This is a genomic window from Streptomyces sp. NBC_01723, assembly GCF_036246005.1.
GTDB lineage: Bacteria > Actinomycetota > Actinomycetes > Streptomycetales > Streptomycetaceae > Streptomyces.
The window spans coordinates 4,256,150-4,272,201 of sequence record NZ_CP109171.1; the positions used below are offsets into that span (position 1 = coordinate 4,256,150).

15 protein-coding genes and 1 pseudogene are annotated in these 16,052 nt (G+C 72.8%); 14 read left to right on the forward strand and 2 right to left on the reverse strand.

The annotated features are described in order from the left end of the window. Nucleotides 1-26: 26 nt before the first annotated feature. Nucleotides 27-362 (forward strand): hypothetical protein, encoded by a 336-nt coding sequence (locus OIE75_RS19645; RefSeq protein ID WP_125494939.1) that lies wholly within the window; start codon nt 27-29, stop codon nt 360-362. Nucleotides 363-659: 297 nt separating this feature from the next. Then, on the forward strand, nt 660-3,260 hold the full coding sequence (gene clpB, locus OIE75_RS19650; RefSeq protein WP_307013910.1) for an ATP-dependent chaperone ClpB: 2,601 nt from the start codon (nt 660-662) through the stop codon (nt 3,258-3,260). Between the two features lie 58 nt (nt 3,261-3,318). Here the strand turns inward: clpB and OIE75_RS19655 are convergent, their stop codons facing one another. Then, nucleotides 3,319-3,879, reverse strand: coding sequence for a hypothetical protein (locus OIE75_RS19655; RefSeq protein ID WP_329471617.1), 561 nt, complete (start codon nt 3,877-3,879; stop codon nt 3,319-3,321). A gap of 138 nt (nt 3,880-4,017) precedes the next feature. Between OIE75_RS19655 and OIE75_RS19660 the strand changes: the two genes are divergently transcribed. After that, on the forward strand, nt 4,018-4,554 hold the full coding sequence (locus tag OIE75_RS19660) for a YbjN domain-containing protein (RefSeq protein ID WP_122616738.1): 537 nt from the start codon (nt 4,018-4,020) through the stop codon (nt 4,552-4,554). 81 nt (nt 4,555-4,635) lie between these two features. Here the strand turns inward: OIE75_RS19660 and OIE75_RS19665 are convergent, their stop codons facing one another. Further along, on the reverse strand, nt 4,636-5,838 hold the full coding sequence (locus OIE75_RS19665; protein ID WP_329471618.1) for a pyridoxal phosphate-dependent aminotransferase: 1,203 nt from the start codon (nt 5,836-5,838) through the stop codon (nt 4,636-4,638). 183 nt (nt 5,839-6,021) lie between these two features. Between OIE75_RS19665 and OIE75_RS19670 the strand changes: the two genes are divergently transcribed. From OIE75_RS19670 to OIE75_RS19720, 11 genes and pseudogenes are all read left to right on the forward strand, one after another. Then, a complete protein-coding gene (locus OIE75_RS19670; protein ID WP_329471619.1) occupies nt 6,022-6,309 on the forward strand; it encodes a hypothetical protein in 288 nt (95 codons plus the stop codon). A gap of 397 nt (nt 6,310-6,706) precedes the next feature. Then, on the forward strand, nt 6,707-7,243 hold the full coding sequence (locus OIE75_RS19675; RefSeq protein WP_329471620.1) for a DUF2617 family protein: 537 nt from the start codon (nt 6,707-6,709) through the stop codon (nt 7,241-7,243). Between the two features lie 135 nt (nt 7,244-7,378). After that, nucleotides 7,379-9,034: a polyamine aminopropyltransferase gene (locus tag OIE75_RS19680; RefSeq protein ID WP_329471621.1), complete on the forward strand. Its 1,656-nt coding sequence runs from the start codon at nt 7,379-7,381 to the stop codon at nt 9,032-9,034. Nucleotides 9,035-9,299: 265 nt separating this feature from the next. Next, on the forward strand, nt 9,300-9,542 hold the full coding sequence (locus tag OIE75_RS19685; RefSeq protein WP_329471622.1) for a hypothetical protein: 243 nt from the start codon (nt 9,300-9,302) through the stop codon (nt 9,540-9,542). Then, a pseudogene (locus OIE75_RS19690) lies at nt 9,515-9,978 on the forward strand (response regulator transcription factor); the annotation flags it as partial. The gene OIE75_RS19685 and the pseudogene OIE75_RS19690, both read left to right, overlap by 28 nt. A gap of 52 nt (nt 9,979-10,030) precedes the next feature. Then, the gene (locus tag OIE75_RS19695) at nt 10,031-10,864 is read left to right on the forward strand and encodes an SRPBCC domain-containing protein (protein WP_329471623.1); all 834 of its coding nucleotides are present in this window, start codon (nt 10,031-10,033) and stop codon (nt 10,862-10,864) included. Nucleotides 10,865-10,934: 70 nt separating this feature from the next. Further along, nucleotides 10,935-11,723, forward strand: coding sequence for an aldose epimerase family protein (locus tag OIE75_RS19700; protein ID WP_329471624.1), 789 nt, complete (start codon nt 10,935-10,937; stop codon nt 11,721-11,723). A 10-nt stretch (nt 11,724-11,733) separates the two neighbouring features. After that, complete coding sequence (gene pyrE / locus OIE75_RS19705; protein WP_307013923.1) at nt 11,734-12,282, forward strand: orotate phosphoribosyltransferase; 549 nt, start codon at nt 11,734-11,736, stop codon at nt 12,280-12,282. A 133-nt stretch (nt 12,283-12,415) separates the two neighbouring features. Beyond that, nucleotides 12,416-13,447 carry a class II fructose-bisphosphate aldolase gene (fbaA, locus tag OIE75_RS19710; protein WP_307013924.1) on the forward strand — a complete coding sequence of 344 codons (1,032 nt, stop codon included), beginning with the start codon at nt 12,416-12,418 and terminating at the stop codon, nt 13,445-13,447. Between the two features lie 78 nt (nt 13,448-13,525). Then, on the forward strand, nt 13,526-14,980 hold the full coding sequence (locus OIE75_RS19715) for an MFS transporter (protein ID WP_307013926.1): 1,455 nt from the start codon (nt 13,526-13,528) through the stop codon (nt 14,978-14,980). 536 nt (nt 14,981-15,516) lie between these two features. Next, a complete protein-coding gene (locus OIE75_RS19720) occupies nt 15,517-15,930 on the forward strand; it encodes a DUF3151 domain-containing protein (protein WP_122616749.1) in 414 nt (137 codons plus the stop codon). Nucleotides 15,931-16,052 lie beyond the last annotated feature (122 nt).

Here is a 16,052-nt window from a genome sequence, read left to right on the forward strand (position 1 = left end):
CACTGACGACAGTGCGTGGTCCTGACATGACGACGCCACCCGACGACCGCTCCTTCCGCCGAGAAATGGCCACCGCCTACCGCTCCGGCTGGCACTTCATCGACCTGGTCACCGCGATCCCCCACCCCGGTGACTCCCTGATGGTGACCGTCTTCGGTGAGCCGGTCGTCGTCACGTTGGACGAGGACGGCGATGTGCGTGCGTACCGGTGCCTGCGGCGGCCTCGGGGGGCGCCGCAGCCCGTGCGGTGTGCCATCCGGTACGGAATGATCTTTGTGAACCTGGACCAGCGGGACCACCGGCTCGCGCCGCCGGAGGTCTCCGACATCAGGACCATCTCGGCCACCCCCCGCAGTGCCTGACGCGATTCCCCCGTCGTAACAAATCGCTCAGGTGCTTCCCCCCGGCAGCGGCGTCACCGTGACCTGAACACGGTGACGCCGCTGTCGTATGTATGGGTATGTGCGGGTACCGCGGATTCCTGAGCCTGGCTGAAAAGCCCCTGCCCGTGTCGGATCACGTCCTGATCTCGCCCGGGTTCCGTCCGGATGTCCCGACGGAACCCGTGGCCGACCCCCCTTGAGTGAAATAGACTCAACTTTGTGTACGTTGTGTGAGTCAGCACTGGGAGACATGGAGACACGGAGGAGAGCCAGAACGTGGACGCCGAGCTGACCAACCGGAGCCGGGACGCCATCAACGCGGCCAGCAGCCGGGCCGTGACCGAGGGGAACGCCGACCTCACCCCCGCCCACCTGCTGCTGGCTCTGCTCCAGGGGCAGGACAACGAGAACATCACCGACCTGCTCGCCGCCGTCGAGGCCGACCTGGCCGCCGTACGGAGCGGCGCCGAGCGCATCGTCGGCGGGCTGCCCAGCGTGACCGGGTCCACGGTCGCACCGCCGCAACCCAGCCGTGAGATGCTCGCCGTGGTCGCCGACGCCCAGGCACGCGCCAAGGAACTCGGGGACGAGTACCTCTCCACCGAGCACCTGCTCCTCGGCATCGCCGCGAAGGGCGGCGCGACCGGTGAGGTACTGGAGGAGCAGGGTGCCAGTGCGAAGAAGTTGCAGGAGGCCTTCCGCAAGGCGAGGGGTGGACGCCGCGTGACCACCGCCGACCCCGAGGGTCAGTACAAGGCGCTGGAGAAGTTCGGCACCGACTTCACCGAAGCCGCCAGGGAGGGCAAGCTCGATCCCGTCATCGGGCGCGATCAGGAGATCCGCCGGGTCGTGCAGGTGCTCAGCCGGCGCACCAAGAACAACCCCGTCCTCATCGGCGAGCCCGGTGTCGGCAAGACCGCCGTCGTGGAAGGGCTCGCCCAGCGGATCGTCAAGGGGGACGTGCCCGAGTCGCTGAAGGAGAAGCGGCTGGTGGCGCTGGACCTGGGCGCCATGGTGGCCGGCGCCAAGTACCGGGGTGAGTTCGAGGAGCGGCTGAAGACCGTGCTCGCCGAGATCAAGGACTCGGACGGGCAGATCATCACCTTCATCGACGAGTTGCACACCGTCGTGGGTGCCGGGGCCGGCGGGGACTCCGCCATGGACGCCGGGAACATGCTCAAGCCCATGCTGGCGCGCGGTGAGCTGCGCATGGTGGGTGCCACCACGCTGGACGAGTACCGGGAGCGGATCGAGAAGGACCCCGCCCTGGAACGCCGTTTCCAGCAGGTGCTCGTCGCCGAGCCGACCGTCGAGGACTCCATCGCCATCCTCCGCGGGCTCAAGGGGCGCTACGAGGCCCACCACAAGGTGCAGATCGCGGACAGCGCCCTGGTGGCCGCCGCGAGCCTGTCCGACCGGTACATCACCTCCCGGTTCCTGCCCGACAAGGCCATCGACCTCGTCGACGAGGCCGCCTCGCGGCTGCGCATGGAGATCGACTCCTCGCCCGTCGAGATCGACGAACTCCAGCGCGCCGTCGACCGGCTGAAGATGGAGGAGCTGGCGATCGGCAAGGAGACCGACGCCGCCTCCCTGGAGCGCCTGGAGCGGCTGCGCCGCGACCTCGCCGACAAGGAGGAGGAGCTGCGCGGCCTCAACGCCCGCTGGGAGAAGGAGAAGAAGTCCCTCAACCGGGTCGGCGAGCTGAAGGAGAAGCTCGACGAACTGCGCGGGCAGGCGGAACGGGCCCAGCGCGACGGTGACTTCGACACCGCCAGCAAGCTGCTGTACGGCGAGATCCCGACCCTGGAGCGCGACCTGGAGGCCGCCTCCGAGGCCGAGGAGGAGGTCGCCAAGGACACCATGGTCAAGGAGGAGGTCGGCGCCGACGACATCGCCGACGTGGTCGCCTCCTGGACGGGCATCCCGGCCGGGCGGCTCCTCGAGGGCGAGACGCAGAAGCTGCTGCGCATGGAGGACGAGCTGGGCAAGCGGCTCATCGGGCAGGGCGAGGCCGTACGGGCTGTGTCCGACGCCGTACGGCGGAGCAGGGCCGGGATCGCCGACCCGGACCGGCCGACCGGGTCGTTCCTCTTCCTCGGCCCCACCGGCGTCGGCAAGACCGAGCTGGCCAAGGCGCTCGCCGACTTCCTCTTCGACGACGAGCGGGCCATGGTCCGCATCGACATGAGCGAGTACAGCGAGAAGCACAGCGTCGCCCGGCTCGTGGGCGCGCCGCCCGGATACGTCGGGTACGAGGAGGGCGGCCAGCTCACGGAGGCGGTGCGGCGGCGGCCGTACACCGTCGTGCTGCTGGACGAGGTGGAGAAGGCGCATCCCGAGGTCTTCGACATCCTGCTCCAGGTGCTCGACGACGGGCGTCTCACCGACGGGCAGGGCCGCACCGTCGACTTCCGCAACACCATCCTGGTCCTCACCTCCAACCTGGGCAGCCAGTACCTGGTCGACCCGACCACCGGCGAGGCGGAGAAGAAGCAGCAGGTGCTGGAGGTGGTCCGCAGCTCGTTCAAGCCGGAGTTCCTCAACCGGCTCGACGACCTCGTGGTCTTCTCGGCGCTGAGCAAGGAGGAGCTGGGCCGGATCGCGCGGCTCCAGATCGAGGGCCTGTCCCGGCGCCTCGCCGAGCGCCGGCTCACCCTGGAGGTCACCGACGAGGCCCTGGCCTGGCTGGCGGAGGAGGGCAACGACCCGGCGTACGGCGCCCGCCCGCTGCGCCGCCTCGTCCAGACCGCGATCGGCGACCGGCTGGCCCGGGAGATCCTGTCCGGCGAGATCAAGGACGGCGACGCCGTCCGCGTGGACCGGTTCGGCGACGAACTGATCGTGGGACCGGCGACGGAGGGCAAGACCCTCTGAGCGTGCCGTGGAGGCGTCGGCGGCCCGTCACCCCGGGTGGGTGGCGGGCCGCCGTGTGTCACATCGTGAACGCCGTGAACCGCACCAGCGCCGTCCCGGCGTCCTCGTGCACCACCCGCACCCGCACGGCGTGCGCGTCCACGCCCCCGGGCAGCCCCTGCTCGTGGCCCAGATCCAGACACAGGTCGGCTTCGGCGCCCACGCAGGACTCGGTGCCGGGCGCGGGAGCGTCCGGATAGGTGTGTATCAGCCAGTCCTGGACACCCGTGCGGGGCATGCGGAAGGCGGCGCTGTAGTGAATGTCCTGGAAGCCCTGCACCGTGCACGCACCGGCGGGCCGCGCGCCGGCCGGCAGGACGGCACCGCCGAACGCCAGCGCCTCGGAACAGGGGACCTGCTCTTCGGTCCGCCCGCTCCCGTCCCGCCCGCTCCCGTCCCGTCCGCCCTCGTCGCGTTCGTCCGACTCGGAGAAGACGATGCCCACGAAGGCGATGAGGAGGGGCAGCAGGATCAGCGCCGGCACCGCCACGAGAGCGGCCACCCGCCACCACCGGGTCCGCCCCCGCGGTACGTCCGCCCCGCCCTGTGGGCCCCCGCCCGTCCTGGATGTACGCGTCATTGCCCCGCCTCCGTCCGTCGAACATCCACCCGACCGGCCGGATCATGTCAGCCCAGGGCTGACAGGCTCCCGGCGGGCTTGCCACGCCCCTCCCCGCATGGGGGAGGATGGCCAGATCCGTACGAAGGGAAATTCACGGTGACCATCGACCCGTCCTCGATTCCGAACTTCGGGGGCAAGCAGCCCGAGCCGCAGCCCCAAGGACCGGCGGGCCCCGTCGTCCCGGATCAGGATCTTGTGAAGCAGCTCCTCGAACAGATGGAGCTGAAGTACGTCGTCGACGACGAGGGCGACCTCGCGGCGCCGTGGGAGCAGTTCCGTACGTACTTCATGTTCCGCGGTGAGGGTGACCAGCAGGTCTTCTCGGTGCGGACGTTCTACGACCGGCCCCACCAGATCGACGAGAAGCCGCAGCTGCTCGAGTCGGTCGACGACTGGAACCGGCGCACCCTGTGGCCCAAGGTGTACTCCCACACCCACGACGACGGCACCGTCCGCCTCATCGGCGAGGCGCAGATGCTGATCGGCATGGGCGTCAGCCTGGAGCACTTCGTCTCCTCGACGGTCAGCTGGGTGCGGGCCGCCATCGAGTTCGACCGGTGGCTCGTGGAGCAGCTCGGCCTGGAGCAGGAGGTCAACGAGGCGGAGAAGCCGACCGACGAGGACGGCGAGTAGTCCGCCGGTCCTCGTCCCGCCCGTACGAGGAGAGCCCGGTCCCGGTATCGCGGGGCCGGGCTCTCGTCGTCCCGCCACGCCTCACCCCGCCGGCGTCTTGAGCCGCCCCACCGCCTCCTCCAGCACCGCAATCCGCTTGCAGAAGGCGAACCGGACGTAGGGCGCGCCCGCCTCCCGGTGGTCGTAGAAGACCGCGTTGGGGACGGCGACGACACCCGCGCGCTCCGGCAGGCCCCGGCAGAAGGCGAAGCCGTCGCTCTCGCCCAGCGGGCGGATGTCGGTGGTGACGAAGTACGTCCCGGCGGGCCGGAACACGCCGAAGCCCGCCTCCGCCAGACCCGCGGCCAGCAGGTCCCGCTTGGCCCGCATGTCCTCCCGGTAGGCGGTGAAGTAGGACTCGGGCAGGGCCAGGGCCTCGGCGACGGCGTACTGGAAGGGGCCGGAGGCCACGTACGTCAGGTACTGCTTGGCCGAGCGGACCGCCGTGACCAGGGCCGGCGCCGCGGTGACCCAGCCGACCTTCCAGCCGGTGAAGGAGAACGTCTTGCCGGCCGACCCGATGCTCACCGTGCGCTCGCGCATCCCCGGGAAGGTCGCCAGCGGGATGTGCTCGGCGGTGTCGAAGACCAGGTGTTCGTACACCTCGTCGGTCACCACCAGCAGGTCCCGCTCCACGGCCAGCTCGGCGATCGCGGCCAGTTCGGCGCGGTTCAGGACCGTGCCCGTCGGGTTGTGCGGGGTGTTCAGCAGCAGCAGCCGGGTGCGGTCGGTGACCGCGTCGCGCAGCTCGTCGAGGTCCAGGCGGAAGACGGCACCCTCGTCGCTGGTGTGCGGGCGCAGGGTCACCGGTACACGGGTGCCGCCCGCCATCGCGATGCAGGCCGCGTACGAGTCGTAGTACGGCTCCAGTGCGATCACCTCGTCGCCGGGCTCGAGCAGCGCCAGCAGGGAGGCGGCGATGGCCTCGGTGGCACCGGCCGTGACCAGGACCTCGGTGTCCGGGTCGAAGGACAGGCCGTAGCGCCGCTGCTGGTGGCCGGCGACGGCGGCCCGCAGTTCGGGGACGCCGGGGCCCGGCGGGTACTGGTTGCCGTGCCCGTCGCGCAGGGCCCGTACGGCGGCCTCCCGGACCTCCTCGGGGCCGTCGGTGTCCGGGAAGCCCTGGCCCAGGTTGATCGCGCCGGTCCGCACGGCCAGAGCGGACATCTCGGCGAAGATCGTCGTTCCGAACTCCGCCAGCCGGCGGTTGAGAAGGGGGCGGGCGCTGGAGCTCATGGAGGTCATGGCGGTCATCCTGCGCCGAAGCTCTGGACTTCCTCAACTCTGCTTTGGGCCGCGGCGGCGAGGGGCATCTCCCGTTCACGCAACGAGCTTCACGACAGATTCCGACAGAGCGAGGCATCCGACGGGGGACTGCTTCGGGGGACCTTCCGGGCGTACGCCCGGGAATGGAAGGAGGGTGAAGTCATGGTCACAGTCATCATCCTGATCGTGGTCGCAGCCCTGGTGATCAGGGGAATCGTCGTCGGCCGGCGGGCCGACCGCACCGTCCGGTCGCGGCGCGGCAGCCGTACGCGGTGGACGGGCGACAGCGGTAGCGGCAGCGGCGGCAGCTGGTGGGCCGGTGACAGCGGCGGTGGCTCGTCCTCGGGCGGACACCACGGAAGCCACTCCTGCAGTGGCGGCTCGTCCTGCGGAGGCGGGTCGTCCTGCGGGGGAGGAGGGGGCGGCGGCGGATGCGGTGGAGGCAGCTGACACGGGGCAGCTGAGCTCCAGCCAGGGGGAACCGCATCCCCGCCACGGGGCCCACCACCTGGGACCGGGCCCCGGCCCCACCAAGAGCGCCCGTCGGGCAGTACGCCCGGCGGGCGCTTGCGCACACCGGCGCACTTCGTTCGGGCGGGCGCGCGCCGTAGTTGAACAGTTGAGCTGTGGAGCCCCCTGAGGGATGGAAACGCCACGAAGTTGGGTAAAAACGCTGTGGCGGCGCCATAGTTCGTGATTCCCTCTCCAACACCAACGCAGCTCCTCGGACGACCTGTTGACCCCCCTCCTGACCGGCCGACTGGGCTGAGTGGGCCGTATCGCCGGCAGTGGCCGGGATGCGCTGGCCCCACACCTTCCTCTCCTTGTGTGCTTGCGGAGCCGATCCATGCTCACGACCCTGAACACCCCCTACACCGACACGCGCGCCGCAGACCTGGCCTGGGCCCTGGGGCGCGAGCCGCTGCCCGCGCTCGCCTCTCTCGATGTCGAACTCACTGACGCGAAACTGCAGTTGAGACTCCTCGGCGCCTCCCATCAAGTGCTCCTCGAGGAGGAGCGGGGCAGCTGCTCCGAGACGGTGGCGTGCATCCCCGGCAGCAGCACCCCGCTGCCGCTCGGCGTCGCCAAACGGGTGGGCGACTGGGAGTACGAGTTCGCCGCCCGGGTGGAGGTGCTGACGCCGGGCTCCTTCGCCGGCCGCGCCCAGGAGTTGCTGGCCCTCGTCTCCGACCATCCGCACGGTCTGGCCGGCGTCTTCCCGGGCAGCCCGCACGCCTTCACCGCGCTGCTGGCCCAGCGGTGCGAGGGGCAGGTGCACTGGCGCACCTGGCACGCCTACCCGCAGGACGGGCAGGTGGTGGCGACCCGGACCCGCGTGGGCATCCGGGTGCCGACGTCGCAGCTCAGGCCGTCGGCGGTGTGAGCCGGGAGGCGCCGCCGGGCGGGGAGCGGTCCGCCCGGCGGGCCGCTCCCGGCTAAACCTGTGGGGCCGAACGCGACGCGAGTTTCACACGTGTGGGTGACGAAGCGCAGTGGCGGAGTGACGTAACGTCACTCCGTGATCGATCCGCACGCGCCCGCCCCGCCCGGCTCTCCGCCGTCCTGGGGCCGCCCCTGCGGTCCGCAGGCGCCCGCGCGGCTGCCCGTCCGGCCCGCCCTCGCGCGGTTCCTGGTCCTGGCGGGCGTGTTCGTCTGCGCGGCCTGCGGGCTGGTGTACGAACTCGAACTGGTCGCCCTCGCCTCGTACCTGATCGGCGACTCGGTCACCCAGGCGTCCGTCGTCCTGTCCGTCATGGTCTTCGCCATGGGCCTCGGCTCGCTCGCCGCCAAACGGCTGCGTCGGCTGGCCGCGGCCGGCTTCGGCGCGGTCGAGGCGGTCCTCGCCCTCGTCGGCGGCTCCAGCGCGATGATCCTTTACGCCGTCTTCGCCTGGACCGGCGGCTGGGGCGGTCTGTGGGCAGACGGGCCGCGCTTCCTGCTGGTCGCCTTCTCGCTCGTCATCGGTGTGCTGATCGGCGCCGAGGTGCCACTGCTGATGGAGCTGATCCAGCGCGTGCGCAGGCAGGACGCGGGCGGTGCCGTCGCCGACCTGTTCGCCGCGGACTACGTCGGCGCGCTCGTCGGGGGCCTCGCCTTCCCCTTCGTCCTGCTCCCCTTCCTCGGCCAGCTCACCGGCGCGCTGCTCACCGGCACCGTCAACGCGGTCGTCGGCGCGGCCCTGGTCCTCGGTCTGTTCCGGCGCGACCTGACGCGCCGGGCCCGCTGGCTGCTGCTGACCGCCAACCTCCTCGTACTCGCCCTCCTCGCCACGGCCACCGTCCTCGCCGGCGACTTCGAACGGGCGGCCCGGCAGGCCGTGTACGGCCAGGACGTCCGGGTGGCCGTCCGGACCGGGGTGCAGGAGGTCGTCCTCACCGGGGGCACCGACGGCCGGTCCCTCGGCCTGTTCCTGGACGGACGGCCAAGGGTCAGCGGCAGCGACGAACGGCGCTACCACGAGGCCCTGGTGCACCCGGTGATGAGCGGCACGCACGCGCGCGTGCTGATCCTCGGCGGCGGCGACGGCTTCGCCGCGCGAGAGGTACTGCGGCGCCCCGGCGTCCAGCGCGTCGACGTCCTCGAACTCGACCCCGGGCTCGCCCGGCTGGCCCGGCACGACCCCGGCCTGTCCACCCTCAACGAGCACGCCTACGGCGACCCGCGCGTCCACGTCCTGACGGAGGACGCCTTCCGGCGGCTGCGGTCGACGCCCTCCGCGACGTACGACGTGGTGATCTCGGACCTGCCCGACCCCGGCATCACGGCCGGCACCAAGCTGTACTCGCAGGAGTTCTACGGCCTGCTGCGGCGGGTGCTCGCCCCCGACGGGCGACTGGTGGTGCACGCGGGCCCGGCCGCCGCCCGGCCCCGGACCTTCTGGACGGTGGACGCGACGCTCCGCGCGGCCGGACTGCCGGCCGTCGCCTACCGCGTCGCCGCCCGGGACGCCGGCTTCACGCCCGGCCCCGACCGCACGGCCGCCGCTCCCCGCGCCCCCCGCGACTGGGGCTTCCTCCTGGCCGCCCGCACGCCCCCCGCACTGCGTCCGGGCACGGCACAGGACCCCCGCCCCCGCACCCTCACGCCCCGGTCGCTCGCCCGGGACGCCGGCGCCGCGTCCCGCACCCGGATCCCCGGTCTCCCCCCGTCGACCTTGGTGCATCCGCGGTACTGAAGGCCGTCGGGGCCGCGGAGGCGGGACGGACGACCCGGGTACGCCGCGTGCGGCGGCCCGCCCTCCTCCCCCGGGCGCGGACGGACCGCCACACCCCCCTGTGGATCGCCGGCACCGAGAACCTGGGGCCGCGCGGCCGATCGCGGAACCGGGCCGTGGGTGGAGACGGGACCCGACCCGCCGCGCCAGCCGGCCGGTTCCTGCAACTTCTGCGGTACCGCGAAAGGAGGACGCCGGCACCGGGCGGCGGACCTGCGCTGCGGCAATGCGCCTGCATCCCCTGGTGGCCGACGGCCTGATCGCGGCGCTGACGACCGTTGCCGTCCTGCTCGGCACCGAGGCCGTCGCCCAGGGGTGGCCCGCGCTCGATCCGCGCGCCTGGTCGCTCGTCGCCCTGCCGGCCCTCCCGCTCGCCCTGCGCACCCGGGCCCCCGTCACCGCCTGCCTCGCCGTCCACGCCTGCTGGGCGCTCTACGTCACCCTCGGCTACTGGCCCGTCGTCGGCTGACCACCTTCGACCTCGGCGAGTACGTGTACGGCGCCCTGCGCGCCGGCGCCTCCGGCTTCCTGCTCAAGGACGCGGGCCCCGAACGGCTGCTGGCCGCGGTGCACGGCGGCGACTCCCTGTTCGCCCCCGCGGTCACCCGGCGTCCGGTGGAGGCGTTCACGCGGATGTCGGACCCGGCCCGTACGGGCCCGCCGGACGCCGCTCCACCGCCCGGGCCGGCGGCGCTGACCTCGCGCGAGGCGGAGGTGCTGGGCCTGGTGGGCCGTGACTGAGCAACGCCGAGGCCGCCGACCGCCTGTTCATCGGCGAGGCCACGGTGAAGACCCACCTCAACCGCACGATGTCCAAGCTGCGCCTGAGCAGCCGGGCCCAGGCGGTCGTGGTGGCCTACGAGACGGGTCTGCTGACGCCGGGGAGCGCGGGGGACGCCGGGTGACTTTGGGCCGACGGGGGGTGCTCCGGGCGCCCGCTGGGTAGGGTGCCGTGACATGGAGCATGAGGTGTTCGTTCCGGTTCCGGCCGAGCGGCTCAGGGACGTGCTGGCCGACCCCGTCCGGGTCGCCCGGGCGGTTCCGGGGCTCCAGCAGGACGCCGGCGCCGAGCCCGTCGCGGGCCGGCTGAAGGTGCGTATCGGCAGCCACTCCATCACCTACCGGGGTTCGCTGCGCCTGTCCGCGCGCCCGGACGGCACGTACGCCGTCGAGGGTGACGCCACCGAGTCGCGCGGCACCGGCGAGGTCACGCTCGCCCTGACCCTCTCCGTCCGGGACGCCGAGGGCGGCGCCACCGTCGTCTTCGCCGGGACGGCCAGCGCGGACGGGCGGGTCACGGAGTTGTCCGAGGAGTCGGTGACCTCGGCCACGGCCCGCCTGCTGACCCGGTTCGCGGCGAACCTGGGCACCGCGGCGGCCGAGGAGCGGCCGCCCGCCTCCGTCTTCGACACCGAGGTCCCGCCGCCGTCCCTCGACACGGAGGACGCGGACGAGGCCGACGACACGGACGACACGGACCACACGGACGAGGTGGACGAGGGCCGAGCCGCCGCCCCGCAGCCCTCCGCCACCCCCACCGCCCCCGCCGCCCCGGAGACCCCCACCCCCGACATGGTCGAACCCCCCGCCGAGGCCGCGCACGCGCGCCGCACGATGATCGGCCGCAGCGCCGAGGAGGTGGACCACGCCCCGCCGCGCGGCCGGTACGCCCCCGTCCCCGCACCTCAGACGGGCGTCGCCGGCGCCCCCCTGCGCTGGGCCGCCCCCGCCGCGGCCGTGGTCGTGGCCGGGGCGATCGTCGTGGGCCGCGCGCTGCGCAAGCGCCGCTGAGCGTCCTCCCGGACCCCGAGTACCACCCCGCGTACCGGGGCGCCCTTGATCGCCCCAGTAGGGTCGTGACGTGAGTAACGAACCCATCACGCTGACCGCGGGTGACGCGGAGGCGACCGTGCTGCCGGGCAACGGCGGCCGGATCGGCGGACTCCGCGTCGGCGGTACGGAACTGCTCCGCCAGGGCGAGCGCTACGGCTGCTTCCCGATGGTCCCCTGGTGCGGCCGGATCCGCGACGGCCGCTTCCGGGACGGCGCGGCCGTCCACCAGATGCCGCTCAACTCCCCGCCGCACGCCATCCACGGCACCGCGCGCGACGCCGCCTGGCGCACCGCGCGTGTCACCGCGGACGAGGCGGTCATCACGTACGACCTGGCCGACCCCTGGCCCTACACCGGCCGCGTCACCCAGGTGATCGCCCTCACCGAGGACGCGCTGACGCTGACGATGTCCGTGGAGACGTACGACTCGTCCTTCCCGGCGCAGGTCGGCTGGCACCCGTGGTTCAACCGCACCCTCGACGGCGCGGACGTCGCGATCGGCTTCGACCCCGCCTGGCAGGAGGAGCGCGGTGACGACCACCTGCCGACCGGCAACCGTGTCGTCCCGAAGCCGGGCCCCTGGGACGACTGCTTCGGCATGCCGGACGGCGTCGACGTCACCCTCACCTGGCCGGAGCGGCTGGAGCTGAAGGTGACCAGCCGCGAGCACTGGGTCGTGGTGTACGACGAGCAGGAGGCCGCCGTCTGCGTGGAGCCGCAGACCGGGCCGCCCAACGGCCTGAACTCCCTCCCCCGCCTGGTCACGCCCCTGGAGCCGCTGGAGGCCACGACGACCTGGGCCTGGCGGCGCCTTTAAGCTGGCGTACATGACGGACGTACGCGCGGCGCTGCTGCAGCAGATCAAGGACAAGGCCGTGGTGCACGGCAAGGTGACCCTCTCCTCGGGTCTTGAGGCCGACTACTACGTCGACCTGCGCCGCATCACCCTGGACGGCGAGGCCGCGCCGCTGGTCGGGCAGGTGCTGCTCGAGCTGACCGACGACCTTGAGTTCGACGCGGTGGGCGGGCTGACCATGGGCGCCGACCCGGTCGCGGCGAGCATGCTGCACGCCGCCGCCGCACGGGGCCGCAGGCTGGACGCGTTCGTGGTCCGCAAGGCGGCCAAGGCGCACGGGCTGCAGCGCCAGGTGGAGGGCCCGGACATCGCGGGCCGCCGCGTCCTGGTCGTCGAGGACACCTCCACCACCGGCGGCTCCCCGCTCACCGCCGTCGAGGCCGTGCGCGCGGCCGGTGCCGAGGTGGTCGCCGTCGCCACCATCGTCGACCGCGCGACGGGCGCCGCCGAGAAGATCGAGCAGGGCGCGGGAGTGCCGTACCTGTACGCGTACGACAAGGACGAGCTGGGCCTGGACTGAGTCCGCCCGGAGGTCCACTCGGGTAATCCCGGTCCGTCTGGAAGGATGGGGCCGACGATGACGTCGCCCCCCAGTCCTAGGTCAGGGCCATAAGCAGCAGCCGAGCCCACCCGCACATACAAGGAGCGGACAGATGCCCATCGCAACTCCCGAGGTCTACAACGAGATGCTGGACCGGGCGAAGGCAGGAAAGTTCGCCTACCCGGCCATCAACGTGACCTCCTCCCAGACGCTGCACGCGGCCCTGCGCGGTTTCGCCGAGGCGGAGAGCGACGGGATCGTCCAGATCTCCACCGGCGGTGCCGAGTTCCTGGGCGGCCAGCACAGCAAGGACATGGTGACGGGCGCCGTGGCCCTCGCCGAGTTCGCCCACATCGTGGCCGCGAAGTACGACGTGAACATCGCGCTGCACACCGACCACTGCCCGAAGGACAAGCTCGACGGGTACGTCCGCCCCCTGATCGCCGTCTCCGAGGAGCGCGTCAAGGCCGGCCGCGAGCCGCTGTTCCAGTCCCACATGTGGGACGGCTCCGCGGAGACCCTGGCCGACAACCTCTCGATCGCCGCCGAGCTGCTGGAGCGCGCCCGCGCCGCCAGGATCATCCTGGAGGTCGAGATCACCCCGACCGGCGGTGAGGAGGACGGCGTCTCGCACGAGATCAACGACTCCCTCTACACCACGGTCGACGACGCGCTGCGCACCGCGGAGGCCCTGGGTCTCGGCGAGAAGGGCCGCTACCTCCTCGCCGCCTCCTTCGGCAACGTGCACGGCGTCTACAAGCCGGGCAACGTCGTGCTCCGCCCCGACCTGCTCAAGGAGCTGAACGAGGGCGTCGCCGCGAAGTACGGGCAGCCGGCCGGCAGCAAGCCGTTCGACTTCGTCTTCCACGGCGGCTCCGGCTCCACCGCCGAGGAGATCGCCACCGCGCTGGACAACGGCGTGGTCAAGATGAACCTCGACACGGACACCCAGTACGCCTTCACGCGTCCGGTCGCCGACCACATGTTCCGCAACTACGACGGTGTCCTGAAGGTCGACGGCGAGGTCGGCAACAAGAAGACCTACGACCCGCGCACCTGGGGCAAGCTGGCCGAGGCCGGCATGGCCGCGCGCGTCGTCGAGGCCTGCGGTCACCTGCGGTCCGCCGGTACGAAGATCAAGTAGTTCCCGGCGGCCACCCGGCCGCGAGACGTGCAGCGAGCCCGGCGCCGAAGGCGCCGGGCTCGCTGTATACCTGGGGGCATGCCCGACGTCCGGCTGGCCTCACCGCAAGGCAAGTGGATCCTGCTGACCACCGTCCTCGGCTCCAGCATGGCCCTGCTGGACTCGACCGTCGTCAACGTCGCGCTGCCCCGCATCGGGCGCGACCTCGACGCCGACCTCGCCGCGCTCCAGTGGACCGTCAACGCGTACATGGTCACGCTGGCCGGGCTGATCCTGCTCGGCGGCGCGCTCGGCGACCGGTTCGGCCGCCGCCGGATCTTCGTCATCGGGGTGCTGTGGTTCGCGGGCGCCTCCCTGCTGTGCGGTGTGGCGCCGAACGCCGGTGTCCTGATCGCCGCCCGCGCCCTCCAGGGCATCGGCGGTGCGCTGCTCACGCCGGGTTCCCTCGCCCTCATCCAGGCCTCCTTCCACGCCGACGACCGGGGCCGCGCGGTCGGCCTGTGGTCGGGCTTCGGGGGCGTCGGCGCGGCGGTGGGGCCGTTCCTCGGGGGCTGGCTGGTGGACGGGGCGGGCTGGCGCTGGATTTTCCTGCTCAACGTTCCGCTGGCCCTGCTGTGCGCGCCGATCGCGCTGCGGCACGTACCGGAGTCCTCGGACCAGCGCGCCCACGCGCGCTTCGACGTGCTCGGCGCGGTCCTCGGCGCGGCGGCCCTCGCGCTGCTCACCTACGCGCTGATCGAGGCGCGCGGCGCGTCCTGGGCGGTGGCGCTCAGCGCGGTGGCCGGCGTGGCCGTGGCGGTGGCCTTCGTGGTCGTCGAGGGCCGCCGCGCGGACCCGATGATGCCGCTGGACGTCTTCGCCTCCCGCCAGTTCACCGCGATCAACGTGGTCACGCTGTGCGTGTACGCGGCCCTCGGCGGCTTCTTCTTCCTCGCCGCGCTCCAGCTCCAGGTCGTGGTCGGCTGGTCCGCGCTGGCCGCCGGTACGGCGCTGCTGCCGACCACCGTCCTGATGCTGCTGCTCTCCGCTCGCTCCGGCGAGCTGTCCGAGCGGCTCGGCCCCCGGCTCCAGCTCACCGTCGGGCCGCTGCTGTGCGCCGCCGGGATGGTGCTGATGCTGCGGGTCGGACCCGGCGCCTCCTACCTCACCGACGTACTGCCCGCCCTGGTGGTGCTCGGCCTCGGCATGGTCACCCTGGTCGCGCCGCTGACGGCGAGCGTGCTGGCCGCCGTGGAGACCGCGCGCGCCGGACTGGCCAGCGGCATCAACAACGCGGCGGCCCGCGCGGCGGGGCTCGTCGCGGTGGCCGCGCTGCCGCTGCTCACCGGCATGGGCGAGGACGCCTACCGGTCGGCCCGCGCCTTCGACGACGCGTTCGGCCCGGCGATGCTGATCTGCGCGGGCGTCCTGGTGGCGGGCTCCGCGATCGCCTTCACGACGGTCCGCCGCCCGGCCCCGGACTGCCGCCGCCCCGAATGCCGCACCCACGGCTCGATCCTGACCCCACCCCTGGAGGCCGAACGCGGCACGTAGCCGTACACCGCTGTGCGGCTGCCGCCCCGTGCCGACGCCCTAAGGGGCGCGTGGAACCGCGCGCCCAGCCACGGCGCACCGGCGGCCGACGACGCACCCGGATGCGGGGGGTCCCGCCCGCGCGGGGTGCCGCCTTGTGCCGACGTCCGGATCACGCCCCTAGGGGCGCGGGGAACCGCGCGCCCAGCCACGGCGCTCCTGCGGCTGACGACGCACTCGGACGCGGGGGGTTCCGCCCGCGCGGGGTGCCGCCTTGTGCCGACGTCCGGATCACGCCCCTAGGGGCGCGGGGAACCGCGCGCCCAGCCACGGCGCTCCTGCGGCTGACGACGCACTCGGACGCGGGGGGTTCCGCCCGCGCGGGGTGCCGCCTTGTGCCGACGTCCGGATCACGCCCCTAGGGGCGCGGGGAACTGCGCGCCCAGCCCCAGCGCACCCGCAGCCGACCACACACCCGGCCGCCAACGCACACCCGGCCGCCAACGTACCCGCGGCCGCCAGCGCACCCCCTCACACACATGCCGCAGACTTGTCCCATGTCCATTCACGAGAACCTCCTCGGGGGACCGCCCCCGACCCACCTTCCCGACGACCCCGGGCCCCGCGAGCTGCTGGCGGGCGGCACCTCCCCCGCCGACGTCGCCGCGAAGTACCCGACGTCCTCGCTCGCCTGGGCCCGCCTGGCCGACGAGGCGTTCGAACGGGGCAGCGTCGTGGAGTCGTACGCGTACGCCCGTACGGGCTACCACCGCGGCCTGGACGCCCTGCGCCGCAGCGGCTGGAAGGGGCACGGCCCGGTGCCCTGGGAGCACGAGCCGAACCGCGGCTTCCTGCGCGCCCTGCACGCCCTCGCCCGCGCCGCCCAGGCGATCGGCGAGAAGGAGGAGTACGAGCGCTGCGCCCAGTTCCTGAAGGACTCCTCGCCCGCCGCGGCCGAGGTGCTCGGCTAGAGCGAGGAACACCCCCGGCCCGTCCGCCGTGCGCGGGCGGGCCTTGCGGTTTCCTGCGACGATTGCGGAGGATGCCGTTGGGGACCGGGGCCCCGTGCCGGTAACGGCAGGGCGGACCGCTA

Coding starts and splice junctions, on each gene's coding strand:
- fbaA (WP_307013924.1), top strand. CDS start 12,416: ATGCCCATCGCAACTCCCGAGGTCTACAACGAGATGCTGGACCGGGCG.
- OIE75_RS19685 (WP_329471622.1), top strand. CDS start 9,300: ATGCGCCTGCATCCCCTGGTGGCCGACGGCCTGATCGCGGCGCTGACG.
- OIE75_RS19655 (WP_329471617.1), bottom strand. CDS start 3,879: ATGACGCGTACATCCAGGACGGGCGGGGGCCCACAGGGCGGGGCGGAC.
- OIE75_RS19645 (WP_125494939.1), top strand. CDS start 27: ATGACGACGCCACCCGACGACCGCTCCTTCCGCCGAGAAATGGCCACC.
- OIE75_RS19675 (WP_329471620.1), top strand. CDS start 6,707: ATGCTCACGACCCTGAACACCCCCTACACCGACACGCGCGCCGCAGAC.
- OIE75_RS19670 (WP_329471619.1), top strand. CDS start 6,022: ATGGTCACAGTCATCATCCTGATCGTGGTCGCAGCCCTGGTGATCAGG.
- OIE75_RS19720 (WP_122616749.1), top strand. CDS start 15,517: ATGTCCATTCACGAGAACCTCCTCGGGGGACCGCCCCCGACCCACCTT.
- OIE75_RS19695 (WP_329471623.1), top strand. CDS start 10,031: ATGGAGCATGAGGTGTTCGTTCCGGTTCCGGCCGAGCGGCTCAGGGAC.
- pyrE (WP_307013923.1), top strand. CDS start 11,734: ATGACGGACGTACGCGCGGCGCTGCTGCAGCAGATCAAGGACAAGGCC.
- OIE75_RS19665 (WP_329471618.1), bottom strand. CDS start 5,838: ATGACCTCCATGAGCTCCAGCGCCCGCCCCCTTCTCAACCGCCGGCTG.
- OIE75_RS19715 (WP_307013926.1), top strand. CDS start 13,526: ATGCCCGACGTCCGGCTGGCCTCACCGCAAGGCAAGTGGATCCTGCTG.